The organism is Proteus sp. G3927 (assembly GCF_963894685.1).
Taxonomy (GTDB): domain Bacteria; phylum Pseudomonadota; class Gammaproteobacteria; order Enterobacterales; family Enterobacteriaceae; genus Proteus; species Proteus mirabilis.
The window spans coordinates 1-26186 of sequence record NZ_CAWQGX010000011.1; the positions used below are offsets into that span (position 1 = coordinate 1).

24 protein-coding genes are annotated in these 26186 nt (G+C 36.2%); 9 read left to right on the forward strand and 15 right to left on the reverse strand.

What is annotated here, in order from left to right:
- The 4 genes from rsxC to AACV00_RS03610 all read right to left on the reverse strand — a co-directional run.
- Positions 1 to 1670, reverse strand: a 1670-nt coding sequence (rsxC, locus tag AACV00_RS03595) for an electron transport complex subunit RsxC (protein WP_161737330.1), incomplete at its 3' end; no start/stop codon positions are given.
- Positions 1663 to 2289, reverse strand: coding sequence for an electron transport complex subunit RsxB (gene rsxB / locus AACV00_RS03600; RefSeq protein ID WP_004248102.1), 627 nt, complete (start codon positions 2287 to 2289; stop codon positions 1663 to 1665). The genes rsxB and rsxC, both read right to left, overlap by 8 nt.
- On the reverse strand, positions 2289 to 2870 hold the full coding sequence (rsxA, locus tag AACV00_RS03605) for an electron transport complex subunit RsxA (RefSeq protein WP_004243017.1): 582 nt from the start codon (positions 2868 to 2870) through the stop codon (positions 2289 to 2291). Before rsxA ends, rsxB begins: the two co-directional genes overlap by 1 nt.
- A 93-nt stretch (positions 2871 to 2963) precedes the next feature.
- Complete coding sequence (locus AACV00_RS03610) at positions 2964 to 3431, reverse strand: DUF2569 family protein (RefSeq protein WP_004248101.1); 468 nt, start codon at positions 3429 to 3431, stop codon at positions 2964 to 2966.
- Between the two features lie 132 nt (positions 3432 to 3563).
- Between AACV00_RS03610 and AACV00_RS03615 the strand changes: the two genes are divergently transcribed.
- Positions 3564 to 4607: an oxidoreductase gene (locus AACV00_RS03615; RefSeq protein WP_004248100.1), complete on the forward strand. Its 1044-nt coding sequence runs from the start codon at positions 3564 to 3566 to the stop codon at positions 4605 to 4607.
- A 22-nt stretch (positions 4608 to 4629) separates the two neighbouring features.
- Positions 4630 to 5616 (forward strand): bile acid:sodium symporter family protein, encoded by a 987-nt coding sequence (locus AACV00_RS03620; protein WP_004243014.1) that lies wholly within the window; start codon positions 4630 to 4632, stop codon positions 5614 to 5616.
- A gap of 68 nt (positions 5617 to 5684) precedes the next feature.
- On the opposite strand, the gene add is transcribed toward AACV00_RS03620, so the two are convergent.
- Positions 5685 to 6686 (reverse strand): adenosine deaminase, encoded by a 1002-nt coding sequence (add, locus tag AACV00_RS03625; protein WP_004248098.1) that lies wholly within the window; start codon positions 6684 to 6686, stop codon positions 5685 to 5687.
- Between the two features lie 560 nt (positions 6687 to 7246).
- Between add and AACV00_RS03630 the strand changes: the two genes are divergently transcribed.
- Positions 7247 to 8206 carry a hypothetical protein gene (locus AACV00_RS03630; RefSeq protein WP_004248097.1) on the forward strand — a complete coding sequence of 320 codons (960 nt, stop codon included), beginning with the start codon at positions 7247 to 7249 and terminating at the stop codon, positions 8204 to 8206.
- A gap of 81 nt (positions 8207 to 8287) precedes the next feature.
- On the opposite strand, the gene AACV00_RS03635 is transcribed toward AACV00_RS03630, so the two are convergent.
- The gene (locus tag AACV00_RS03635; protein ID WP_004251140.1) at positions 8288 to 9961 is read right to left on the reverse strand and encodes a YdgA family protein; all 1674 of its coding nucleotides are present in this window, start codon (positions 9959 to 9961) and stop codon (positions 8288 to 8290) included.
- Between the two features lie 574 nt (positions 9962 to 10535).
- Here AACV00_RS03635 and fumC point away from each other — a divergent pair.
- Positions 10536 to 11933 (forward strand): class II fumarate hydratase, encoded by a 1398-nt coding sequence (fumC, locus tag AACV00_RS03640; RefSeq protein ID WP_004243002.1) that lies wholly within the window; start codon positions 10536 to 10538, stop codon positions 11931 to 11933.
- A 75-nt stretch (positions 11934 to 12008) separates the two neighbouring features.
- Here fumC and tus read toward each other — a convergent pair whose 3' ends face one another.
- Together tus and AACV00_RS03650 are read right to left on the reverse strand one after the other, a co-directional pair.
- The gene (gene tus, locus AACV00_RS03645; RefSeq protein WP_017628102.1) at positions 12009 to 12938 is read right to left on the reverse strand and encodes a DNA replication terminus site-binding protein; all 930 of its coding nucleotides are present in this window, start codon (positions 12936 to 12938) and stop codon (positions 12009 to 12011) included.
- A 472-nt stretch (positions 12939 to 13410) separates the two neighbouring features.
- A complete protein-coding gene (locus tag AACV00_RS03650; RefSeq protein WP_004251149.1) occupies positions 13411 to 14676 on the reverse strand; it encodes an MFS transporter in 1266 nt (421 codons plus the stop codon).
- Positions 14677 to 14814: 138 nt separating this feature from the next.
- Here AACV00_RS03650 and AACV00_RS03655 point away from each other — a divergent pair, with 138 nt between their 5' ends.
- The 3 genes from AACV00_RS03655 (at position 14815) to bioD (ending at position 17937) form a co-directional block, all read left to right on the forward strand.
- Positions 14815 to 15729 carry a LysR family transcriptional regulator gene (locus AACV00_RS03655; RefSeq protein ID WP_004242999.1) on the forward strand — a complete coding sequence of 305 codons (915 nt, stop codon included), beginning with the start codon at positions 14815 to 14817 and terminating at the stop codon, positions 15727 to 15729.
- 129 nt (positions 15730 to 15858) lie between these two features.
- On the forward strand, positions 15859 to 17070 hold the full coding sequence (gene mlc, locus AACV00_RS03660; protein WP_004242997.1) for a sugar metabolism global transcriptional regulator Mlc: 1212 nt from the start codon (positions 15859 to 15861) through the stop codon (positions 17068 to 17070).
- A gap of 195 nt (positions 17071 to 17265) precedes the next feature.
- On the forward strand, positions 17266 to 17937 hold the full coding sequence (bioD, locus tag AACV00_RS03665) for a dethiobiotin synthase (protein WP_004242994.1): 672 nt from the start codon (positions 17266 to 17268) through the stop codon (positions 17935 to 17937).
- Between the two features lie 229 nt (positions 17938 to 18166).
- Here the strand turns inward: bioD and AACV00_RS03670 are convergent, their stop codons facing one another.
- The 5 genes from AACV00_RS03670 to AACV00_RS03690 all read right to left on the reverse strand — a co-directional run bounded on the left by AACV00_RS03670 (position 18167) and on the right by AACV00_RS03690 (position 21169).
- Positions 18167 to 18403: a DUF1161 domain-containing protein gene (locus AACV00_RS03670; protein WP_004242993.1), complete on the reverse strand. Its 237-nt coding sequence runs from the start codon at positions 18401 to 18403 to the stop codon at positions 18167 to 18169.
- A 49-nt stretch (positions 18404 to 18452) separates the two neighbouring features.
- Entirely contained in the window at positions 18453 to 18809 is a 357-nt protein-coding gene (locus AACV00_RS03675) for a DUF1283 family protein (protein WP_004242992.1), read from the reverse strand.
- Between the two features lie 97 nt (positions 18810 to 18906).
- Entirely contained in the window at positions 18907 to 19656 is a 750-nt protein-coding gene (gene ydfG, locus AACV00_RS03680; protein WP_004242991.1) for a bifunctional NADP-dependent 3-hydroxy acid dehydrogenase/3-hydroxypropionate dehydrogenase YdfG, read from the reverse strand.
- 541 nt (positions 19657 to 20197) lie between these two features.
- Positions 20198 to 20419: an osmotically-inducible lipoprotein OsmB gene (gene osmB / locus AACV00_RS03685; RefSeq protein ID WP_004248092.1), complete on the reverse strand. Its 222-nt coding sequence runs from the start codon at positions 20417 to 20419 to the stop codon at positions 20198 to 20200.
- 258 nt (positions 20420 to 20677) lie between these two features.
- Entirely contained in the window at positions 20678 to 21169 is a 492-nt protein-coding gene (locus tag AACV00_RS03690) for a hypothetical protein (RefSeq protein ID WP_161679972.1), read from the reverse strand.
- A gap of 154 nt (positions 21170 to 21323) precedes the next feature.
- Between AACV00_RS03690 and AACV00_RS03695 the strand changes: the two genes are divergently transcribed.
- Entirely contained in the window at positions 21324 to 21833 is a 510-nt protein-coding gene (locus AACV00_RS03695; RefSeq protein ID WP_036972007.1) for a GNAT family N-acetyltransferase, read from the forward strand.
- Positions 21834 to 21967: 134 nt separating this feature from the next.
- Here the strand turns inward: AACV00_RS03695 and AACV00_RS03700 are convergent, their stop codons facing one another.
- Positions 21968 to 23095 (reverse strand): hypothetical protein, encoded by a 1128-nt coding sequence (locus tag AACV00_RS03700; protein ID WP_161679974.1) that lies wholly within the window; start codon positions 23093 to 23095, stop codon positions 21968 to 21970.
- Between the two features lie 566 nt (positions 23096 to 23661).
- A complete protein-coding gene (locus tag AACV00_RS03705) occupies positions 23662 to 24558 on the reverse strand; it encodes a hypothetical protein (RefSeq protein WP_161679976.1) in 897 nt (298 codons plus the stop codon).
- A gap of 1036 nt (positions 24559 to 25594) precedes the next feature.
- Between AACV00_RS03705 and AACV00_RS03710 the strand changes: the two genes are divergently transcribed.
- Complete coding sequence (locus AACV00_RS03710; protein ID WP_004248088.1) at positions 25595 to 26056, forward strand: GNAT family N-acetyltransferase; 462 nt, start codon at positions 25595 to 25597, stop codon at positions 26054 to 26056.
- Positions 26057 to 26186 lie beyond the last annotated feature (130 nt).

The window sequence follows — 26186 nt, forward strand, 5'->3', positions numbered from 1 at the left end:
GCGGTGGTATGGGTATTTTGTGGTACCTGTTGTGCCAATTTAGCAGCTTGTTTTGCTCGGGCTTCTTCTTTACGTTTTTTGCGTGCAGCAATAGCCGCTGCGTTGTCAGGTTGTTCTCCTGCTTTAACAGCAATAATTTTGCCAATGCCATGTTTTTCTTTTACACGAGAAAGTGCAGATTGCACTTCATTTTGTTGGTGATCATCAAGCTTAACTGCAGCACGTTGATGTCTTGCCTCACGTTCAAGCTTTTCTCGTTCCATACGGATTTTTTTCGCTTCAAAGCGAGCCTTAGCTTCAGCCGCTCGCTTAGCTTCCGCATCAATTTCTCGTATTTCTGCTTTTTCTTGGCGGTAATATTGCACTAATGGAATATTACTAGGGCAGACAAAAGCACAAGCCCCGCACTCAATGCAGTCAAATAAATTATGTTGTTGCGCTTTCTCATGCTCTTTCCCTTTACTAAACCAGTAAAGTTGTTGTGGTAGTAAACCACTAGGGCAAGCGTCAACACATTGACCACAACGGATACAGGCTTCTTCAATATTATCTGTATCCATCTCTTCTGGAGAGGGAATTAATAAGCAGTTAGTAATTTTTATAACGGGGGCATTTAAGTCAGGTAAGGTGAAGCCCATTAAAGGCCCCCCCATAATGACCATCTGCTCAGAGCCAGCAACAAAGCCCGCTTGTTTTATAAGTGCATAAATAGGAGTACCTAAACGCGCCCAAAAGTTGCCTGGGGTTTTAGCCCCTTGTCCAGTTACGGTGACGACACGTTCAATTAAAGGTTCATCATCGATAATGGCACGTTTAATTGCCACTACCGTCCCCACATTTTGCATTAATACGCCAATATCAGAGGAGCGACCGCCAGAAGGAACTTCTTTGCCCGTTAATATTTTGGTTAACTGTTTAGCGCCTCCAGATGGATATTTGGTAGGGATCACCCGAATAAAAATACGTTTTTCATTTGTGAGTGCTGCTAATGCTTGTTTTAAGGCGGCAATAGCTTCAGGTTTGTTATCTTCAATACCAATCAGCACTTCATCCGGTGACAGTATATGCATTAATATCTGACAACCCGCAATAACTTCATCTGCGTGCTCTTGCATAAGTCTGTCATCAGCTGTGATATAAGGCTCACATTCAGCGGCATTTATGATGAGCGTTTTAACTAAATCACCACCACCTTTTAATTTTGTGGCTGTTGGAAAACCCGCTCCCCCTAATCCAGCAATGCCTGCTTCATGAATACGGGTAAGCAATACTTCTTTACTTTGTGATTGATAGTCAACTAGCGGTGATTTTTCTCGCCATTCGTCTTTACCATCAGAGACAATTTTCACTGCAATTTCAGGCAGACCAGAAGGGTGAGTGCTTGGAAATGGCTCTATTGCCGTAACCGTACCTGATATAGAAGCATGAACAGGTAATGTTCTTCCTACGCCACGAGTTAAGGCTTGGCCTTTTAAAACATGATCACCCACTTTAACGCAAAGTTGCCCAGGAGTACCTAAGTGTTGATGAATAGGGATGGTAACCTCATCCGGTAACTGGGCAATACGCATAGGCGTGCGACTTGATTGTAATTTCATTTCGGGAGGATGAATACCGCCTTTAAAATCCCAAATTTTATCTTTTTTAAATAACGAAAAGAGATTAAACATGAGCGTTATCCTCCGCCTTTAATGACGGTTCATCTTCGGGTGTTTCTTCTGGCTCTGCAGGAATATTTCTTACAGGGATCGTATTTAAATCCCATTTCCAATTAGAGGTCGTCATTTTCACAGGAACTAAAGTAATACAGTCTGTTGGACAAGGTGGAACACATAAATCACACCCTGTGCAGAGATCTTCTATTATGGTGTGCATTGCACGAGTAGCGCCGACGATGGCATCCACTGGGCATGCTTGAATACATTTTGTGCACCCGATGCAGTTGTCTTCATCAATTAAAGCCACTTTTCTCACCGGATTTAATGCTTCTTCATCACCGTCAAGTGGTTGTGGATCAACCCCCATCAGTTCGGCAATTTTTAACATAACCTGTTCACCACCCGGTGCACAACGGTTAATCATTTCTCCATTATTAGCTACCGCTTCTGCATAAGGGCGGCAACCAGGATGACCACACTGACCACACTGACTCTGTGGTAATATGGCATCAATTTTTTCCACAATAGGATCTTCTTCTACTTTAAAGCGACGAGCGGAATAACCTAAAATCAGGCCGAATAGAAGCCCTAGTACACCCAGTACACCAATTGCTATCCATAAAGAATTCATTACAGTTTCACCAAACCACTAAAACCCATAAAGGCAAGAGACATTAAACCCGCAGTAATTAAGCCAATAGAAGAGCCTTTGAAAGGAGCAGGAATATTGGCGACAGCCAGTCTTTCTCTAATGGCTGCAAATAACACCATAACTAAGGAGAATCCTACCGCAGCACCAAAACCATATACTGCTGATTGCATAAAGGTATGTGATTGATTGATATTCAGTAATGCGACCCCTAATACGGCACAGTTGGTGGTAATTAAAGGTAAGAAAATCCCCAATAGACGATATAACGTTGGACTCGTCTTTCTTACGACCATTTCTGTAAATTGCACCACAACAGCAATCACTAAAATAAAGCTGAGTGTACGTAAATAGAGTAAGTCTAAGGGAACTAAAATAAAGGTATCCATTAGCCAAGAGCTAATAGAGGCAATCGTCATGACAAACGTTGTCGCAAACCCCATTCCTATCGCGGTTTCTAATTTTTTTGATACACCCATAAATGGGCATAAACCGAGGAATTTGACGAGTACAAAGTTATTCACCAAGACGGTACCAACGAATAAAAGCAAGTAATCAGTCATTGCTATGCCAAAATTGTTAAAAAATGGAGAAAAAGCCTCATAAAATAAAGAGGCTAAACGGGCGAGTATAATATCAAGCTGAAATGTATGAAGTTATCGATCTTGTGTGAAAGTTTCACGGACACGCTTAGCATATTTGATATAAGGCACAAAGCAGACAGTTGCCATAACGGCCCATAATAGTGACTTAACTGCGGTTTGATCATCAACAGGGGAAAAACCGAAACTTTTTATCGCCAACAATAAGTTAATTAATAACCAAATAATAAATAAACGAGGAAAATTTTTAGCGCGGTAAAAAAACTGTCTTAACAAATAAGCGGTAAATGCAAACATCGCCCATGTTGTTAACACGGAAAGATACCAGCTTGATACCACATGAAAAGGTAGCTGGTGGATAATCGAAAAATCTGAAAAATATCGTATTAAATATAAAACAGACATTAAACCTAAGCCCACTATCGACAACAGCAAATAAGCCAAAGGGGCAAGTAACCAACCCGTAATAGGGGCTTTAGGGGATTGCTCGGGCAAAACGTTTGTCTGAGGTTTTAATTTCATTAATCAAAGATCCTACTATTATACTAAGTTCTAAACGAGATATTATCACAAACTTTGTTATTATTTATTTAGCTGTAGAAGTGAAAGTCATTTTTCATTTATAGAATAAAAAGATAAAAGCGGGATAGGGTTATGACAAAAAATTTAAACGTGGGGATTATAGGCTATGGTTATGCAAGTAAAACCTTTCATGCTCCCCTGATCTGTACCACTGAGGGGTTAACACTATCAGCCATTTCAAGCTCTGATGAAAGTAAAGTTATCGCTGATTTTCCTAATATTACGGTGTATGCCAACCCACAACGACTGATTGATGATCCAGACATCGATTTAATTGTTATTCCAACACCTAATAACACTCACTATACCTACGCCTCACAAGCCTTAAAAAACGGTAAGCATGTTGTTGTCGATAAACCTTTTACTTTGACACTCGATGAAGCAGAAAAATTGGCACAACAAGCGAAAGAAGCTAAGAGATTACTCTCAGTTTTTCATAATCGTCGTTGGGATGCCGGTTTTCTTACCGTTCAAAAATTACTCGCCGATAAAACATTAGGTGAAGTCAGTGCCTATGAAGCGCATTTCGATCGTTTTAGACCCGCTGTGCGCCAACGTTGGCGTGAAGATGCCGGACTTGGTGGAGGACTTTGGTACGATCTGGCCCCTCATTTACTAGACCAAGCGGTATGTCTTTTTGGTCAACCTTATGCAATCACTGCTGATATTGCTCAGTTGCGCCCTAATGCTAAAAATGCTGACTACTTTCATACACTATTAGACTATGGTCATCTGAAAGTTATTTTACATGCCTCTATGTTGGTTGCCTCACCTACGCCTATTTTTGCTATTTATGGGACCAAAGGCAGTTATGTAAAATATGGTTTAGATACCCAAGAAGATGCATTAAAAGCGGGTTATCTTCCGACTGAAATGTATAACTGGGGGGCTGATCCTCAAGAGGGTGAATTAACATTATCGACAGAGTGTGGTGAATTAGTAACAACAAAGTTACCGACTCTATCAGGTAATTATCCCGCTTATTATCAGCAAATTTATCGTGCGATTGCATTTGGTGAAGAGAGTCCTGTTACTGTGTCACAGGCCATTAATGTTATGCGTTTAATTGAAGCCGGTAGCCTTTCAAATCAATCAAAAACCACAATTAAGCTGTAAACATTAGGGAGTGACAAAAAACATGTCTTGGTGGCAAAAGCTAAAAATTGACTCTTTTTTAATGATTATGATCTTGGTGGTCATACTCGCAACATTATTACCTGCGCAAGGTGAGATAAAAGTCATCTTTCAACATCTCACTACGGCTGCGATTGCCTTATTGTTTTTTTTGCATGGGGCAAAGCTTTCTAGAGAAGCGATATTGTCAGGACTTGGTCATTGGCGCTTACATTTAGTGGTTTTTGCCAGTACTTTTGTTTTATTCCCATTACTAGGGTTGGGACTACAGTTTATGGTGCCTGACTGGATGTCACCTACCGTTTATATGGGATTTTTATATCTTTGTGCTTTACCTGCGACAGTACAATCCGCTATTGCCTTTACTTCTGTTGCCGGTGGTAATGTAGCCGCGGCAATCTGTAGTGCATCAGCATCAAGCATTTTAGGGGTATTTTTATCCCCTGTGCTGGTGGGTTTTTTAATGGAAACACAAGGCTCTGCTGAGCATTTTGATACTGCGGGGGCGATACAATCTATTTTATTACAACTGATGGTGCCTTTTATTATCGGTCATTTATCTCGTCCATTAATTGGCCGTTGGGTTGATAATCATAAGATGTTAGTGAATAGAACCGATCGCTCTTCTATTTTGCTGGTGGTTTATGTTGCATTTAGTGAAGCCGTCGTTGAAGGTATTTGGCATAAAATTGACGGTTGGTCGTTATTGACTATCACCATTGTCAGTTGTGTATTACTGGCTATTGTACTTGTTATTAATATTTATAGTGCAAGATGGCTTGGCTTTAATAAAGCTGATGAAATCACGATTGTATTTTGTGGCTCGAAAAAGAGCTTGGCGAATGGGGTTCCCATGGCAAATGTACTATTTCCCGCAGCAACGGTGGGGATCATGCTATTACCGCTGATGCTATTTCATCAAATTCAATTAATGGTTTGTGCCATATTAGCTCAGCGTTATGCCAATCAAGCTAAAAAACACCATCAGTAGTCACTGTAAAAATAGAGCAAAAGATAAAAATACCGCCTTAGCAATAAGGCGGTATTTTTTCGTTAATATTAACCTAAACTCACTTTTTTAATTAATGCATCACGTTCAGCTTGGCTAATAAAAGCCATAGTAAGACCATTAATTTGTGCTTGGCGAATTTGTGCTGCGGTTAAACCCGCCGCAGGAGCAGCAACAGTATACTCATGTTTTAACTCAATACCTTCCACGGCCGGATCGTCAGTATTGAGCGAGGCGATAATACCGTGCTCTAAGAACTTCTTAAGAGGATGTTGTGCTAAAGAGGCAATAGTACTGGTTTGAATATTTGAGGTTAAGCAAGATTCAATACCAATTTGGTGCTCTGCGAGATAATCCATCAAACGGGGATCTTCAATGGCTTTAACACCGTGACCAATACGACTTGCCCCTAATTCTTTAATCGCGTGCCAAATACTTTCAGCACCAGCCGCTTCACCTGCATGAACGGTGATCTTCCAGCCAGTATCACGAGCACGGTTAAAGTGAGGTTGGAATAAATGCCCAGGGAAACCTAATTCATCGCCAGCTAAATCAAGTGCGGTGATTTTATCTTGATGTTTTAATAGACCATTTAATTCTTGCTGGCAGGCATTTTCACCAAAAGTACGGCTTAAGATGCCGATTAAACGGATCTCAACATCATAAGTGTGTAAGGCACTTTGTACACCATCAATAATTGCTTCAACAACACCTTCAATCGGTAATTGATGCTTCATGGCCATATAGTAAGGTGAAAAGCGTAATTCTGCGTAATCAATACCTGCATTAGCAACATCGACGACGTTCTCATAAGCAACACGGCGACAAGCGTCTAAATCGGCGAGTACAGCAACGCCCCAATCTAGCTTTTGTAAGAAGCTCACTAAGCTAGGCTCATTTTTAGTTATCTGCACATGTGGGCGCAATGTTTCTAGCTCATAGGCAGGTAGGGCAATATTATGTTGTTGTGCTAAATCTAAAATTGTTTCCGGACGGATGTTTCCATCTAAATGGCGGTGCAAATCGGTTAAAGGCAACTGTGTGTCAATCACGTGTTATTTTCCTTTTTAATAATAATAATGAAAATCCACTTGTTATGGTGACTTTCTTTTAAGGGGAATAAAGTAATAAATTGCCTATTATTATGAATGATTTTCAATTGATTCACTATAAATTAAACTGAAGTTGTTTATTTTTAATACATAAAGAGGCGTTTTTTTTGTATTTTTCGATGATAAAAATTATTTTTAAATTAATACTGTACATTTATTATCTTTATTTTTCAGTATAGTTGATGCTTCTTATCAACTTGGCTGAAAATGTAATTTTTCCTTTAAAAACAAACATATCATAGTTTTTGATATAAGCTATCAGATATACTGATAGGTGTTAGTAAGAATTAAGAATGTCTATTAGCGGAAGGGCTGATTATCTAATTATAAATAAAGTGATTGTTTTATTAATTATTGTTAATAATATTGGGATATTAAAAAATAACAAATCTATTATATTTAATAAGGAAGTGAATAAACAAAATAAAATCATAATATATTCTTGCTAGAAAAAGGCTAATCACTTTATTTTTAATATTGCATTATATTGGAGCGAGAATATGAATGGAAAATCAAATAATAGTTTAATAAATAATGATAGTAATAAACAAATAGCTAAACCAATAATTCCGCCACCAACTGCTAACCCTACTTTAAGTTCACAAATGGAGACAGGAGATGGCAATGTTGCTTTAGATTTAGTTGTGGTAATAGATACAAGTGGCTCAATGGCTGATGAATCTTCTGATTTAAGTCAACAAATAGATGATGCTGTTCAAAAGGCATTAGGACGTTGCCCATCAAGTTTAAGAGTCACTTTTTTAGGAATAGAAGGTACGTGGGATAATACTAAGTTCGATCGCTCAGTGACTGACTATTTAATGACACAAGGTGTATCTGCTCACAAATTACAAGCAAGAGCGCCATTTAAAGAGGCTGATGGACGAGATCATGCTGGAAATAAAGAAGATTTATGCCGAGCCGTCATTGATGTGTGTAAATATTTCGATTGGCGAGATGGCGCTCGTCGTGCAATTTTTGTCTTAGGTGATGAAGGTATGGAAGGTGGCGGAGGTGTATTAACACAAGCCGCTGTGCTTAAAAACAATGAGGCAATAGTGGTTGCTAGAAGCGAAAAAGTAAAAGTATATACTTATCAGGGAACGCCTAATGATGATCCCTCTAATGTGGATCGCTTTCCTACTATTGCTGATAGAGATAACATCACGAAAGAGTATGTGCGCTTAGCGCAGATGACGGGAGGACGCTCTTATATATACACAACAGGTATCGCTAATTTTTCTTTAGTTCTACAAGAAATTCTATGTGATAGTTTAACATTACCTAAACTTCCTGATCTGAATAAAGATAATTCAACGTGTCGTCATGTTTGTGAAGAGCTCTCTACTATTATATCAACAGTTAATACCCTTGCAGAAATAATGCATAAAGCGATTGATTCATGTTGTAAAGATGATTGGGGCACTCGCGAAGTGTTTAAGCCCAATTGTGATTGTTAATAACAATAAAAAGCCCCTTATCATAAGAATGGTGATAGGGGGCTTTATTGATTAGTGACTGTATGCTATCAGTGACTAAAATTAATTGTTTTCAGCAGGTGCTGCTGGGATCTCAATTTGTGGCTCTTCTATTGCATCATTTTGATCTGGCTCTTCTGAATATTCAGGATAATCAGAGTCATCATAATCATAAGAAGAAGCACCCGCACCAAATAACATCGCCGCTAAACCTAACATTTGAGGGGCTTGTGTTACTTCCATAAACTCATCAAAGCTGTAAGTTTTACCGTTCATAGTAAATTTATCAGCAGCATAGTTCAGGTTTAAAGACAGTTTATTACCGTCTTGTGATAACAGCATCAATGGCAGAGCATCTTTCTCGTCTTGAGAAATTTGATTGATATTTTGCTGTAATTCAGTTTTTAACTGTGCCATGTCGTTAGCGGTTGTTTTCTGAATTTCAGCTTTATCTTCGTCTGTTAAGCCTTTTTCAGAATAACGCATAACATCAAGGTATTGTGTGGTACTACGGAACTCCGTTAGCATTGGTACAGAAAGATCGATATTAAAATCGATATTATTAAACAATTCATTAAACAGAACTGAAGGCGCCTTGTCTTCTTTTTTCAGTGCATCAGCATTGAACGCATTTAAATCTAACTTAAAGTTTAGTTTGCTTGCGCCACTGCTATTGGTAAGCGATGCTTCATCGATACGGAATACTAAACCTTTTTCCAAAACATCACGTACAGCTTGCTCAATCATCGCTGAATTATCGTATTTATTTTGATTCCAAGGTAAGAAGGTGCTGTTATAAACTTTTGTTAATAGCAACATCGCATCTGGATCTGCTTTATCAATTGAGTAAGCAAATTTACCCGCACCAAAATCAAAACCACCAACATTAAGAGATTTAAAACTATAATCTTGAGTGATAAAGAATAATTTATCTTTAATTTGGCTCTTAGTAGCAAGAGAAGTATCTTTTAAAGTGAAATTAGATGACTTATCTTGGCTCGTAAAGGTAATATCGCCAAAGTTCAGTGTTTGTGTATCAAATAGATATTGATCGTCTTTAACTTTAGTTCCTTCGACAGAGCCTGCAATATTTTTCAGCGTAAAGGTTTCATCATTACCTTTCTTAACAATGACTTCATCACCTTTTACTGCTGTTGAGATGTTTGTTGCATTTTTATCGGAAGAAAAATCAATCTGAAACGCAGATGTTGTTAACTGGCTACCTTCTTTGCTGTAATTAATAGGATTTATGTTAACTTTACCCGATACACTGCCATCAAACGATAAAGAAGAGTGCATATCAATAAATGATGGCTCTTTGGTCAACTTAAATAGATCTTTAGTGGTCTCATTATTCACTAAAGTATTATTCATTGCTGCTAACTTAGGAGCTAGATTAAATTGAGCAATATCAGAAAGAGGGAATGGCCCATGGTCAATATCCGTCTTAAAGAGCACTTCTTCTACTTTTTTATCTTCATCTGATTTGGCATGCTCTGAAATCACAACCGCAAGATCAGCAGTAGAAGTAAAGACGCCTTTCTTATAGTCACGAATTTCAAGTTTAATATCCGCACCTAATTGGCTTTCTTTAGCAAGTTGCGCTAATTGAACGTTAGTGCGTTTGGTTTCTTCCTGTAAGCGGCTTTCAATTTTACTGCCCATGTACCATGATGCACCGGTCCAAACAACACCTAGTGCAACAATAACACCAACAGCGACAAGCGATTTCTTCATAATTCTAGTCCATCCTCTGTGTATGCTTCGTAGCATACGTTCTTAAGATTGTTTTGCTACCCTTAAACAATCCAACAAATTGGTTTTGGTTATCAATACTCTGAATATGAATATAGATAATTAGCGTATATTAATTGCTATCTATATTCTCTGTAAATATAGATTTAGTGAAATAAGAACGCAATCAGAACTTACTTAGTTATAAGCTAACACAATGAGTTTAAAGAGAAATAATTATAGATAACTTAAATAAGGCAATTAAAGATAAAAATGTCGTTTTTTGGTCTTTTTTGGATTAAAAGTATATTTATTTAAGCCATATTTGTATTTATGATACAGAATAAAAGCTTGTAATTAATATGGTTATAAATAGAGAGCAAAAACACCAATATTATCGTGAGCCAACCTCATTTAATCAGAAAAATCAACCAATTTCATTCTGTTATAAATTTCATAAGCTCGCTTTAGCTCTCATATTTATTATTCTATTTATGGCATGATAGCTGTATCCGAGTTATTTACTAGAAAGTAATTCGGAACTAATCAATTATTCTGTGTACTTAAGGAGATTGAAATGGCAGCCACTCGCATTGAAAAAGACTCAATGGGACAAATCGAAGTACCAGCTGACCAGTTATGGGGAGCTCAAACGCAGCGTTCTCTAGAACACTTCCGTATTTCAGTAGAAAAAATGCCTGTTGCACTGATCCACGCGCTTGCTTTAACCAAAAAAGCCGCCGCCGGTGTCAATATGGATCTCGGGTTATTACCTAAAGAACGTGCAGATGCAATTATTGCTGCTGCTGATGAAGTGCTGGCAGGTAAACACCCAACTGAATTCCCATTAGCAATCTGGCAGACCGGTTCTGGCACTCAATCAAATATGAATATGAATGAAGTGTTAGCTAACCGTGGTAGTGAGATACTAGGTGGTATCCGTGGCATGGAACGCAAAATTCATCCGAATGATGATGTTAACAAAAGTCAAAGTTCAAATGATGTGTTCCCAACGGCCATGCATGTCGCTGCTGTTATCGCATTACGTCAGGATTTACTGCCGGAATTAAAATCATTACTGAAAGTATTTAAAGAGAAAGCAGAAGCTTTCCATGATATCGTCAAGATTGGTCGTACTCACCTGCAAGATGCGACACCACTTACATTAGGTCAAGAAATCTCCGGTTGGGCGGCGATGCTTGAGCATAATATCAAACATATCGAAGATTCAGTTCCTCATGTGTGTGAGCTTGCGTTGGGCGGAACGGCGGTTGGTACAGGATTAAATACACATCCTGAGTACGCAGTTCGCGTTGCTAAACGTATCGCTGAATTATCAGGTCAGCCATTTGTCACGGCTCCTAACAAATTTGAAGCATTAGCAACCTGTGATGCACTGGTTCATTCTCATGGTGCGTTAAAAGGTTTAGCTGCCTCATTAATGAAAATAGCTAATGATGTACGTTGGTTAGCATCTGGCCCTCGTTGCGGTATTGGCGAAATTTCTATTCCAGAAAATGAGCCAGGTAGCTCCATTATGCCAGGTAAAGTGAACCCAACTCAGTGTGAAGCGTTGACCATGCTGTGCGCTCAAGTTATGGGTAATGATGTTGCTATCAATATCGGTGGTGCTTCAGGTAACTTTGAACTGAACGTATATCGCCCAATGATTATTGATAACTTCCTACAATCAGTGCGTTTATTGGCTGATGGTATGCGTAGCTTTAACGAGCATTGTGCTATTGGTATTGAACCAAACCGTGAGCGTATTAATAAATTATTGCATGAGTCTTTAATGCTGGTTACGGCATTAAATACCCATATCGGTTATGACAAAGCTGCAGAGATCGCGAAGAAAGCTCATAAAGAGGGCTTAACGCTGAAAGAATCTGCACTGAAACTGAACTACCTGACAGCAGAAGAATTTGATAGCTGGGTACGTCCAGAAGATATGGTTGGTAGTATGAAAAAATAAGCAATTATACGCTTATTTTATCTAGTACAATATTGGATCCCGCTATCCCAGATAGCGGGATTTTTTATCTATTGCTTATTTTTCAAGATATAAATGTAAGCGTGGAATAATTAATTGTAACTTTTTGGCTTTAGGGCGATGGCGAATTTGAATATTATTTACATCATAATCAGCTAATTCACCTATTATGGGCTTAAAGTCTGACTCTTTATCAATATAGAAAGCTAATAATGGTAGGGGACAAGCATATTGTACCTGTTTTTGTTGCTCCGAATACCAAACTCTGGCAATAGGTTGGACTTTCACTGGACGCTTAATTTTTAATTTGGCATTTTCCGGGAGTTGTGAAAGGGTCATTATCTCTTTATCGATACGTTCAGCCCATTGTTCACTAGTATAAGGAGGTACGGCGCGATTGGCTTCTCGACTTTTTTCTAGCTGAGCTAACACATCATTACGAGTTAAGTTTTTTATAATGTTTTTATTGGCCCAGCCAAAACGTACTGTATCAGGATCAGAAAGTAGGGTGAGGGTGCGATAAGCATTAAGTGTAATTAAGCCTTTTAGCTGATTATGGACAAAATCAAAACGTTCTTCTTTCGAAATACCAGACTCTTTCGTCACAATATCTGAAAGCTGTTTTTTTAATGAATTAATGCTCTCTACTTGTGTTTTTACATTCTTAAATACAGGATTGCTGACACTAAAACAGAGTACCCCCGGTAAACGTATCGCACGCTTGCTACTGACATGTGGGGCATTATCATAGATAAAGAGATTGGTCATTAATTTTAAAGAGAGTTCTAAAGCATCGAGATCATAACTAGGTGACACTGTAACATTTGTTATCTCATCATGTTCATCTTCTTTACTTACCTCAGGTAATTCAAAAACCGCAGAAGGAAGTTGCTTTAACTGACGAAGAAAATCGGTAAGAGCATTGATTTCTGTTTCAAGTTGTTGAAAACAGAGATTAAATCGCTGTATTGCATCATATTTGCTCATCTCTATAACCTTATTTAGTTACAACATACAATTAGCCGTTATTAAAAACAATACATAAACTTCAGTGGAATGTATATCGTCTAGTAGGGTGAAAATTAAAAAATTACGCTATACTGTTTATTTATACAGTATAGCGATAAAAGGGCACTTTGTTGATGATATTTTTCTTAAATATCGTTATATGCGGTTTTTTTAAGCTAGCTTGGTTTTATTTTTAATCTTCTTCAGGAGGGTAATGAAAAGCTGTATATTCGTCTACACAATCTGGCTTAGTCGGTGGACAGTTGTCTACTGTGGCAACAGATATAGATGCAAATAATAGTGTTGCTAGTATTATTGGTAATTTTATTAAAGTCATGGTTGTTGTCCTTTTCAAAATAGAGAATCCATATTAAAAAAAGCAAATTAAAGTCACAATTTTCTTTATTATTAATAGGTTTTTATAAATTAACAGATAGAAAATTATGACTTTTTATTGTGCTATTTGATTAAGGCGCAGTGCGATTAATAGTGCTGTTAACATTAAAAAAGCAATAAACAAACCAACACCAAGCCAACCAAAATTGACCCAGAAGATCCCACCTAGTGTTCCCGCAATACTCGAGCCTGCATAATAGGTAAATAGATAAAGAGAAGAGGCCTGCGCACGTCCTCGTTTAGCTCGACGTCCAACCCAACTACTTGCTACCGCATGGGCAGCAAAAAAACCTGTAGTTAGAATAAGCATACCTATAAAAATAATTGCTAGAGAGTCAAATAGTGTAATTAATATACCCGCTAGCATCATAGAAACACCGGCAATAAACACTTTACCTAATCCATATTTATTGGTTAATAAGCCTGCTTTCGATGCACTATAAGTTCCACTCAAATAAACAATTGAAATTAAACCAACGGTTGTTTGAGTTAATGAATAAGGTGCATCTAATAGGCGATAACCAATATAATTAAATAAAGTTACAAACCCTCCCATTAACAAGCCACCTTCAATAAAAAGAAGAGGGAGTCCTTTATCTCTAAAATGCAATTTAGTTGTGATAAGAAGATTACGTGGTTTTAAGGTTGCTGGCCTAAAATGTTGTGATGTCGGCAATATTCGCCAAAAAATGATAGCAGCAACAAGGGCAAAAATACCTAAAATAATCACAGACACACGCCAAGAGTAATAATCACTCAAAACACCAGTAATAACACGGCCACTCATACCACCAATAGAGTTACCGCTAATATAAAGCCCCATCGATAAGGCTAGATAAGCAGGATGGATCTCTTCGCTAAGGTAGGTCATCGCAACGGCTGCAACACCACTAAGTGATAGCCCTACGAGTGCTCGTGTAATTAAAATTCCCGTCCAGCTATTCATCATGGCACTTAATAGTGTGAAAAAAGCCGCACAAAATAGCGCAATAACCATCACATTTTTTCGACCAAACGCATCAGAAAGAGGCCCTGTAATCAATAGACCACAAGCCATAAGACCTGTAGAAAGCGATAAAGCAAGACTACTGGTTGCTGGGGTGACTGAAAATTCTTTTGATAGGATAGGTAAGATAGGTTGCACAAAGTAGAGTAATGCAAAAGTGGCTAAACCAACCATAAAAAATGACACTGTCACTTTTATATAAAGCGCGTCATCACGCTGGATATAGTGTTTCGGACTGTTTGGTTTAGAAGTGGTGTTGATAGAAACATCTTCTTTTAGGGCCATGTTTTTACTGCTTATTTCATGAGTGTCCATAAAAAGTGGCTATCCAATACTTAAATTTGATTTATATCAATGTTAGAAACATTTGATTTTTTTGTCTAATATATTAATCATTAGCAATAAGACTTTTAAAGTATCAATAGGCATTTACATAAACGAATAATACAAATTATGAATATAGAACTTCGCCATTTACGTTATTTTATTGCTGTTGCTGAAGAATTACATTTTGGTAAGGCAGCTGAGAGATTAAATATTTCCCAACCTCCTTTAAGTCAGCAAATACAAGCCTTAGAAAGTGAGATAGGGGCTCGTTTACTCGAAAGAACCAATCGTTCTGTTTCGTTAACCCCGGCAGGACAAATGTTTTTAAAAGGATCCTATCAAATTATGGCACAAGTTAAGGCGGTAGCGACACGAGCATCAAGAATGGAAAAAGGAGAATTAGGTGAAATTTCAATTGGTTTTACCTCAACAACACCTTTTATGCATTTGGTTACGTTAAGTTTGCGTCAATTTAGGGAAAATTATCCTGAAGTCGGTATTCATATGCATCAAATGAATACCAAACAGCAGATATCACCATTATTAACTGGCCACATTGATTTGGGAATTATGCGTAATACGGTGTTACCTGATAATTTGCACCACCAGCTCCTATTTCGTGAACCTTTTATTTTGGCTGTTTATGAAGGGCATCCTTTACTTGAATACAAAGAAACAGGCGTAAATATTCAAGATATTGGGCAATATCCTTTTGTATTTTTTGAGCGAGATGTAGGAACGGCGCTTTATGATGAAATTATTCAATTGCTTAGCCTTGCGGGAATTACACCAACGATAGCACAGGAAGCCGGAGAGGCGATGACCATCTTGGGGCTTGTTGCTGCCGGATTAGGTATTTCTATTGTGACAAAATCATTTACCCGCATGAAAGTTGATGGTGTGCATTATCTGCATTTTGCTAATTCGAATGCTTTCTCTGAAGTATGGTTAGTTTCTCATAACAAACGAACGATCCCCGCTGCGGCCAACAGGTTGACTCAATTATTGCTAAAAAATATCTTAGAAGATCAAAAATCTTGATTTATATGTGCTTTCCATCACGATTTTTATGTAATTATTGTACAATTATCACAAACTGACGACATAATCGAAAAATAATTATTTAGAGCTTCGAATTAATTACGGCTTTTTTATTAAGGATAAGATGAAATGGGGATCCCGCCTAGCCATATTGATCATGTAAAACAATTTAATCTTGGCACTGTTTTTCGATTAATTGATGAACATGGTCCTATTTCTCGTATCTCATTATCTAAAAAAGCAACACTTGCGCCTGCCAGTATTACTAAAATTACGCGAGAATTAGTCGAAGCACACCTTATTCATGAAACAGAATTTCCTGGGTTGGGATTTCGGGGACGGCCGGCTGTTGGTTTAAAGTTAGAGAGCAAAGGGTGGCAATTTTTATGTATTCGAGTAAATAATGGTAGTCTACTTTTTAGTTTAAGAGAGCTAGATAATCAATTAGTTGTTGAAGATACCTTCGACTTTCCTAAACAAAATAGTGATGCTTTTTTGCATCATTTCCTTGCTGCAATAGATACATTCTTTCAACGTTATCAATCAAGAGTAGAGCGCCTTACTGCAATTAGTATTACCATGAATGCAATTGTTGATCCGATTAGTGGCGTTATTTATAGCTCTCCTTACTATGCTATCCAAGATATTCCGCTGGCTGATAAAATTCAGGAAAAAACAGGTGTTGCTGTTTTCTTACAACACAGTGTAACGGCTTGGACGATGGCTGAATCACTCTATGGTGCAGCCAAAAATAACACCGATATTCTGCAAATTGTTATTGATGATATTGTCGGTGCAGGGGTTGTGACTAATGGAAAGACATTACATTCAAACAGCCATAGTGCCGTCGAAATAGGGCATACAAAAGTTATTGATTCACAGACGCAATGTTATTGTGGTGCAAAAGGGTGTTTAGAAACGGAAATATCGATCCCTCAGTTAATTAAAAAAGCACAGCACTTGGCGCAAGAAAATCCCACCTCAATACTTAATCAATATCCGATTACGGTAGAAACGTTATGTGATGCTGTATTAATTGGTGATAAACAAGCATTAGACATCATTAATTTAGTGGCGCAACGACTTGGTTTTATTTTAGCCGTGATGGTCAATATTTTTAATCCTCAAAAAATATTAATAGGTTCACCTCTGTGTAGAGCAAAATCTGCACTTTTCCCCCTGATCCTTAGTAGTATCCAACACCATGTATTACCTAGATATGCCCATAACTTGGTTATTGAAGAAACAGAACTGCGCAATAAAGGCACATTGCCAGCAGCATCACTAGTAAAAGAAGCCTTATATAATGGCTCATTATTACTTGAGTTAATGCAAGGCTAATAATAATACAATAAAGTATAATTAAAGTATTATGCATAGAGAAGTAGGCCAATTGATCACTTACATTACCCTATTTTTACTCAATTAACTAAAAAATTGAGCTAACTCAAGCCACCATAAACAGTGTTACCCTAAACTCTAATCTCTGTCATTTTTCGTAAACCTGATTTATCTGTCATAACGGAAGTAAATTATATGTTAACACGCTTGTTTGTTACGGGGACAGATACCAACATAGGTAAAACTGTTGTCACCCGAGCACTTCTTCAGTCAATAAATCGTGGCGGGACAACAGCAGTGGGCTTTAAGCCTATCGCAACCGAATTACATGAAACGGTTGAGGGTAATCGTAATCGTGATGCTCAGATTATTCATAATTCCTCACCTATTGACGCTCGCTACGACGAAATTAACCCTATTTTGCTAGAAAATTGTTATGTAAGTGAAAATGCAATAGACTTCCATCAAATTTCAAGTGAACTAAATAATTTGGGCCAAAAAGCTGAATGCGTTGTTATTGAGGGAAATGGTGGTTGGCGCTATTTACTTGATGATAATACTTTTTATTCAGACTGGGTGGCTAAAGAAAAAATTCCTGTTGTTCTAGTGGTTGGGATCCAACCTGGTTGTGTCAATCACTCAATTCTAACCGCGCAATCTATTATTAATGATGGTTTAGAATTAGTTGGTTGGGTGGCTAATAGAATTAATCCTGGGTTACCGCACTATGCAAAAATTGTAGAAAGGTTATCTCAACATATTCCAGCCCCATTGATTGGTGAAATCCCGTATTTATTGCGCCCTGAAGAACGTGATCTCTCTTGTTATCTTGACTTAAGTCAGTTAGAAATCGCTCAACCCGCTTAGTTAAGGTCAATCAAAGAGAATAACAATAAGTTATTTCTATTCAATAACTTATTTCCTATTAATATTTAGTTTTACTTATTACTTATCAACGCCTAATGGGTTAACTCATTGGGTGTTTTTTTATTTAACAATGAATACTAAATATTAATAGCCTAATCGCTATTTAGGTTAAAAAAGAAAAGGGCACACAAAGTACCCTTTTTAGCTATTAATTCTATTAAATCAATGATTAATGGCGAGTATAAATGATTTTTTTAGAATCATTTTCACAAGTACCTACAACTTTACCTTCAGTCTGTGCAACTTGATCATTTTCAACCACTGTTAGGGTAAAGTTAGCTGCAGGAACACCATTATTTTCAATTTTTTGTTGAATATCTTGAACGACTTCATCACATCCAGCATTTGCGGCTAAAGGTGCAAATGCGAACAATGTAGCCAGTACTGCAAATAGATATTTTTTCATAACATTTCTCTCCTTGCTTGATTTTTAAAACATCATTGTTTTATTTATATTAAGGGTTAATTGGGCGACCAGTATTACTGTCTAAACAGCGACGTGTTTCTGGCTCCCAGTAAGCATAGATATTGGCGCTTTTTAAACAAGCATCACGCTCATCAATAGCTTTATCTATTTTATTAAACTCAGTTTTTTCGCGTTGGTTGATTTTATTACGGAGATCGCGTTTTTGATCCCAATCTTCTTTCATTTGTCGAGCTTGCTCTTTATCTAAAACATTATCATAGCCATTGCCATTAATGGTTACATTTGTTGAAGCTGCAACAGAAGAAAAAGAAGACACGGATAAACCAAGAAATAGTGAAAACAGCAGAGTCCTTGTTGCTTGTTTCTTAGTTAACGTATTTATCATAATGGCTATCCTCTAAAATTATGTAGCACTGAATAATGACTATTTTATATCAACAAGTATATATGATCCCTTAACAAAAAATGAGTTTTCAGTGCGTTTAATTTTGTCGGTGCACACTTAATCCGGCAAAAGATTGACTGACGGGCATCATCTCAAGCGTATTAATATTAACATGTGCAGGCAATGTTGCCGTCCAAAAAACCGCCTGTGCAACATCTTCAGGAGTAAGCGCATCTGCTCCTGCATAAGTTTGTTCTACTTTATCGGTATCACCTTTAAAGCGTACTAATGAGAACTCAGTTCCCCCCACAAGACCGGGTTCAATATCAGTAACACGTATTTTTTTACCTTGAAGATCGGCACGTAAGCCTAGGCTAAATTGCTTAACAAAGGCTTTGGTTGCACCATACACATTTCCCCCCATATAAGGCCAAGAAGCCGCTGTTGAGCTGATATTAATAATATGCCCGACATTGCGTTCAACCATTGAGGGTAGTAATGCACGAGTGACATGCACTAAACCTTTATTATTAGTTTCGATCATAGTATCCCAATCATCAAGATTGGCTTTATCAGCGGTACTTAATCCTAAAGCGAGTCCTGCATTATTGACTAATACATCAATTGAGCGCCATTGTTCTGGTAATTGGTGATAAATTTCACTGACTGCTTTTTTATCGGTGACATCTAATTGTAAAGGATAGAATAGATCGCCCAGTTCTTGATGAAGAGCTTGCAGTTTATCAAGACGTCTCGCGGTACCAATAACTTTGTGTCCATGGTTAATAAAGTGACGAGCAATAGCTTCTCCAAAACCTGCTGAAGCACCGGTGATAAATATAATCATTTACTTATCCTCATTGTTTTAATCTTTGAAAGTAAAAAGCGAACGTTAACAAGAGTCAAGTTGAAAAATGCAGCTTTGAGATAAATCAGGGGAAAGATAAGGTTCTTTGCCAATGTAAAAGATTTTTAACTTTAATCATCACTGAGTTATACGTTTTTCACTACTGATCAAAGTGGGTTGAAAGGGGGTTTTTATTTCGTGTCACAGTAGAGAAGGTTTAATACAGAGGTGTCATAAAAAAGCTAGGGCAAAACAAATAGGCTTAATAAAAACATGGTTACAACAATAATCACGACGCCTATAACGGCAATGGTAAGTGTGGGAGATAAAAGAAAGCAAAAATAACAGAGTACAAAAGTCACCGCGATATGGAGCAGATCGCTAAACTGATGATAAAGCCAAATAATCAAATTTTTAATTTTCAATAGAGCCGTTCTTACCATCATTTACTCGTAACTATGATTACTATATAGGTCATTGCTCGAATCTGAGCTTATAAAAATTTATAAGCTCAGTTTAGCATAGTAAATAACGGTAATAGTTATTTTTTGCCAACTTGATGGCCAATAACACCACCTAATACACCGCCGCCAATGGTTCCTAATGGACTACCATCTGTTAAAATTGCACCACCTATAGCACCAGCACCGGCACCAATTGCTGTATTACGATCGCGTTTTGTCATGCTTGAACAACCCGCAAGTGAAAAAAGCAGAACAGAAGCGACACACATTGTTCCAATTTTCTTAAACGTGATATTCATTTTTATAAGCTCCAGTATAAAGAACATTATAAAGTTACTGCTATCATAATCGTACTGGCATCAGAATATTCGGGAAGAATAGGGTGCAATACTCCTAAAATGCGTATTAAAAAGCATTAAAAAAGTAATAATAACTAACTATCTGATTAAGTTAGTTAATACAATGAGCATTGTATTACAAAATGAGAGATATTAAGAATAGGCTTAAAATAACTTACAGACTCTAAGCCTATTAAATCTAACGGATCAGACGGGTAGTTAGCGTTTTTTGTTGATCCAGTAATTATGCTTATCGCGTAATTCTTCTTCTGTATATTTTATCGCTTCACTATCAGAAATTTTACGATGTGCATTATATGATTGATAAATTTTTGCTTCCCAAGTCAGTATTTTTGGTAAACATTGTTCAAATACAGCATCTGAATTGTAAGTACATTTATGGGTTATTTTTGACGCGAGATCTTTGTCTGCCGAGGTAAATTGGCTATATGCTTTATTTTCATTCATAAAGCTAATCTCTTCTTTGGTAAATTCGCTTCTTCTTTGATTATCACCAAGTTGTACAATATAAGCACCAATTAGACCAATAACACTACTCAATAACCATTGTTTCCATATTTTTCTTAAAGTAAAAGGCGTTTGAGTCCTAACGCATTTAATAAGATATAGTATTAAATAAATAGCAAAATACAGTGTTGCTAAAGCGATGATTGAACTACCGATAATAATTTTTGTATTTAAATATTCCATTGGTCCTCTATTTGTACAGGTGTTTTATAAAAATATGTTTATAATGGTGGGGAGTATAAATGAAAAACAATAGGCCACCAATAGAATAAATAATTAATATTATTTAACATTATTCCATTAATAAATAAAGGGTTTTATAAGAGCGAGAAATCAAATGAGAATTGAATGTTATAGTTGGTCAGATGTTAGTGAACAAATTCTGGAGCAAGCAATAGCCTTACAGAATTCAGCTTTTGAGGATATGAAGGGTAATTTTTATCAGGTTGATATACCTTACAAGTTGGTACTGGCAATTGATGATAATCAGGTTATCGGACATGTAGCTGTTTATTTACGAGATGTTTACCTAGATTCATTTCCTGAAACCATTGGTATATTGAGTTGTGTAGTGGTAGCTCACAAATACCGAGGAAAGGGCGTTGCTGCATCATTAATAAAAAGGGCTCATGCTATACTGAAAGAGCATTCTGTTAATTTTTCTATTTTATTTGCTGTTTCTCATGCTTATTATCTCTCCTCTGGATATATTCCGATGAAAAATCTCACCCGTTTTATTGAGAATAATGAGAAGAAAGAATTTATATATGACGGTGGTATGGTGTGTGAATTAGGTAGTCAAAATTGGAATGTAAATATATTAGAATTAAATGGGGAAGTTGTATAATTCACAAGTGGTGTAACAAATGGCGTAAATAGTATAAATAGGTGTAAAATTACTATTTATACCTTTAGAGAAATATTAATAAAAAACTTAGTTAAAATTGGTTTTAATATCTGATTTCTGCTCAATCAGAATAATTACTCAACGATAAATGAAACATCGACAGCTCCTGAATATTTATCTGCTATAACTTTGCCATTAGCACATAGACCGAACAGAAAAGTTTGATTAAAGGATTTTATATTATCCATATTGGGTATATAGTGACCATCAAAGAATCTAATGGCACTTGTATCATTCGCTTGACATGTTTGATTTGTTAAATTTTTTAATGATGCAACAACATAAACTTCTGATTGATTGTTTGATTTTGTTCCATTTAAAAGCATTCCAGACATATTTCCACTAACAAGACTATTATAAGCTTTTATTGTAATATAGTTTTTTCCACCTTGAGTACATGTAACATTAACGGAATTTACTGGTGAAGTATCTAATAATGTTGGTGAAGTAAATGTTGATGTAAATTGATCTTTAAATTTAATATTAGTCTCAGTACTACTTGTCACGTTACAGCTTCTTAAGGCCGTAACTTTAATTTCTCCAGGGCGGATAAAATAAGCAGTACTATCATCAACGCTATTAGCTGTATTTCTTGACAACTTAAAACTAGTTTCTAATGAAAAAATACCAGGTTTTATATCGCCATATGCATAAACTGAATAACTATTTATACTGATAGAGACATAAGATCGAAAAGAAGGATCATAAAAATTTTCTTGATCATAAGCCGAAGGTCCCCAGCAAAAAGAACCATTTTTGCTTACATTATATAAACTTGAACGAGTTAACTTAGATCGAGTTAATACTCCTTTTATATTTTGGATACCTGAATTATTAGTTTTATATTGTCCTCCAATGTTTCCATTTATCGCCAATAGTAAATAGCCAGAGGTAGGATAGTTTTTATTTATTAGTTTAAATCCCCATTCATTAATTTCAGGTATTTTTTGTAGCCCATCGGTACTACCACAATAACCCGTCTGGTTGGTAAGGCTCAGAAAACCAAGCCTAGCATAATAATTAGCGCTCGAAGGGGCAGTGAAACTTTTAGGAAAGGTTTCAGCTAATTTTGTCACTGGAACAACTTCGCCTACATAGCCAGTTTTCCCTGCCATTATTTTAATTTCACCATCAGTAGCATAGCTTAATGTTGTACCTGTTGTCATGAGTAATATAAAAAATGGTAAGTATTTCATTTTCATAAATGTTCCTAGGAGTTTACTAGAAATTATTTCTTATTAAGAGACAAGGTTTTTATTAAACTAGCCTAGCATATAAAAAAGGAATATTCATAAAAATATTTACATTCCAATATGATTATCTTTATGCGAGTATCTTTATGGGAGTAATTTACTTTAACTATAATGGAGTTTTAATTTTATCTATTCTGATATATTAAATATAGAAATAAGACGAACAAGAAAATATACAAAAATCACTCTCATATATGAGATGTGTTATATATTATGAACATGTTGTCATTTCTTATAATAAACCTCGGCTAGCAATGTAGCATCAGCATTTAAATTAAAGAAAGTCGGTTGGTTGGAAATACTAAAGTAGTGACCAAGCCCAATTGAATAATCAATCAGCCAAAAACAGAGATTTCAGCGACTATCCGTATTACCTACCATGGTTCGCATAATCTATGACGCTATGTTACAAAAGGGTTCTGAGCGATTGCGGTAGAATGGGGTTGGGGTTTACCGCAATCGAGAAGGTTCGTCTTTATACATAGAGTGCATTGTGCGAATCAATGATTATATTCTTACATGAGCTTTATCAAATTTATTATTGAGTTAATTGCGGATATTAAAGATGTTTTTTGTATTCTAACTCCTCCGTGATGACTACATGCATTTAATACGTTTTGCGCAGTATTTAGTTCTCTTTGCAATGTTGTAGAGGGATTTAAAGTATTTATTACTGGGGTTAAGCTTCCTAACATTTGCTTTTGATAAGGACCATTTAGAGATATTTGTTTTTTTATGTTTATAAGCATTAATATATATTCAAAATATCTTCTAGCTGTATTTCCTTTTTCTTGCAATGAGTCTCTATCATTTTCATCTATTGCATTTATCTCATTTATTAATGATAAGAATTTATTATTTGCTAGCAGTAAATTAACAAAATGCATAACCTTTTCTGATGTTCCATTACTAGTCACAGCTCCAGTTGATGGTCGTGTCATTATGCAAGTTGTATAACAGTTTATATTTGGTATTTGTATAAAGTCTTCTCTATCTCTGAATTCTCTTCTAACTTCAACCATATAGTCACCAAAATGAGAAATTTGATGATTTCGGCAACCAGCGGAATATTTTCTATTTAATGTTTTTTTTTCCTGATAATATGCTTTTATTAGAACATAAAAGCTACCATTAGCATTTATTACAAATATTGACTCTATTGTCGCATGATAAATCCAGCCGTCATGCCAAATCATTTCTATTTGCCTATTCACATCATCAAATCTTAATTGCGAAATTGAGTCCCAACTTCCTCTATCAATAAAATCTACAATATTTCTCCCCTCGCCATGAAAGTTATTAACAACAATATGATTTATTATTTGCTTTATGAGTTTCCAGTCATAAATTTCTATTTGATAATTACTTCCAATTATGTTGTTTGCCGCATCTATAAATTCTTGTTCATTCATATACTTATTCAATTTCTCTGTTTAATGAAAAAATAGAGGAAGAAGCCCCCCGTCATGTACTACGGGGGTAGTCTCAGGGTAATACCAAGGTTTTTACATAAGTGATTAAAAAACACCCACACCAATTAATCATTTACATCAAAAATCTTTGTCAAATTTAATATAACATATTCTTATATGTTTAATAGCGTCAGATATCATATTTCTATGATTATATATCAAGAAGAAAAGGTGGCTTAGAAGGTATCTGTGATAACTGTTAATACAAAAAGCTTTTAGTGTGATATCTGAAAAGGTGCGGTAAATGATTACCTCTACAGAAAATTATTTGTGGCGGGGGATTTATGCAATATTGAAGTGATAAACGATCACAAATATATTGGCAATTTTACAGTTAGATTTATAGTTACAGCAAAGAGCAATATCAACGGTAGAAGTTTGAAATAATAAATAAAAATATTAAGGATTATTATTGGATAGATGTCTTTGATTCTTATGATAGTGTCACAGGCATCAACTTAACTGACGGTAGAAACATCTAAAAAGGCTTTATTAAAATCCTTTCTAAAGTAGTATCTGATAAAAAGACAAAAAACATTGGGTTCCAACCAACATAATCAATCAGCCAAAAACAGAGATTTCAGCGCCTATCCGTATTTACCTATTATGGTTCGCATAATGTATATTATGTTAAATGGGACGTAATAACCAATAACTTCATAAGATGGATCCTTTCAATTATTTAGCGCTTCAAAGCCCTATTGACTCAGCAGATACGTGTTAAGAATCTAATAACTTCACTTCTAGTCAAACCTGATAGTTTTAGTGATACCGCATTTACGTATAGATAAAAACAGATACTGACCGAACAACTTATTCTCAACCAAACCTCTATCAAATATCTTGTGATGTGATTTCAATCTTCACCGCATGCACATCATTTCTTATTATATTTGTTGTTGCACTTCAGGTATTGAGATAATCTTTAGAATAAATTATTCAATTCTGCGCGGATCCCCAACAAGAACTTAATGATATGTCGATTAGTATTGATATAGCTAATGCCTCTGAAGCAAAAGAACTTACAACAATCGCTCTGGAATCTAAGCAATACTGGGGATACAGTTCTGACTTTATTGAGATGTGCCGTGATGAACTCACATTGAAAGAAGCCGATTTTGTTAACTCTTTAATTTTGGTCGCAAAAAATAATGAAAAATATTGTGGTTTTGTTCAACTCAAGTTTAATGATAACGCAGGACAAGGGGAGCTAGAAAAGCTATTTGTCGCCCCCTCTTTTATTGGCCAAGGGATTGGTAAAACCTTGTATGAACGAGCTGTGGAACATGCACGAAAGATGAATGTAAAAGAGCTAGTACTTGATGCAGATCCTAATGCTGAAAATTTTTATAAAAAAATGGGCGCAATAACGATGTACAATACACCTTCAGAGTCAATCCCTGGACGATTTATACCAAAAATGAAAATAACATTATAATCAATTGGTTAGGTTTGCATAGCCAATGATGGCTTGCACTAATTACTAAAGGCAAATTAACGATGCTTGTACTTCTGTGTAATGTAGTTTGAATAATAAAAAATCCGATATTGAATTAATATCGGATTTT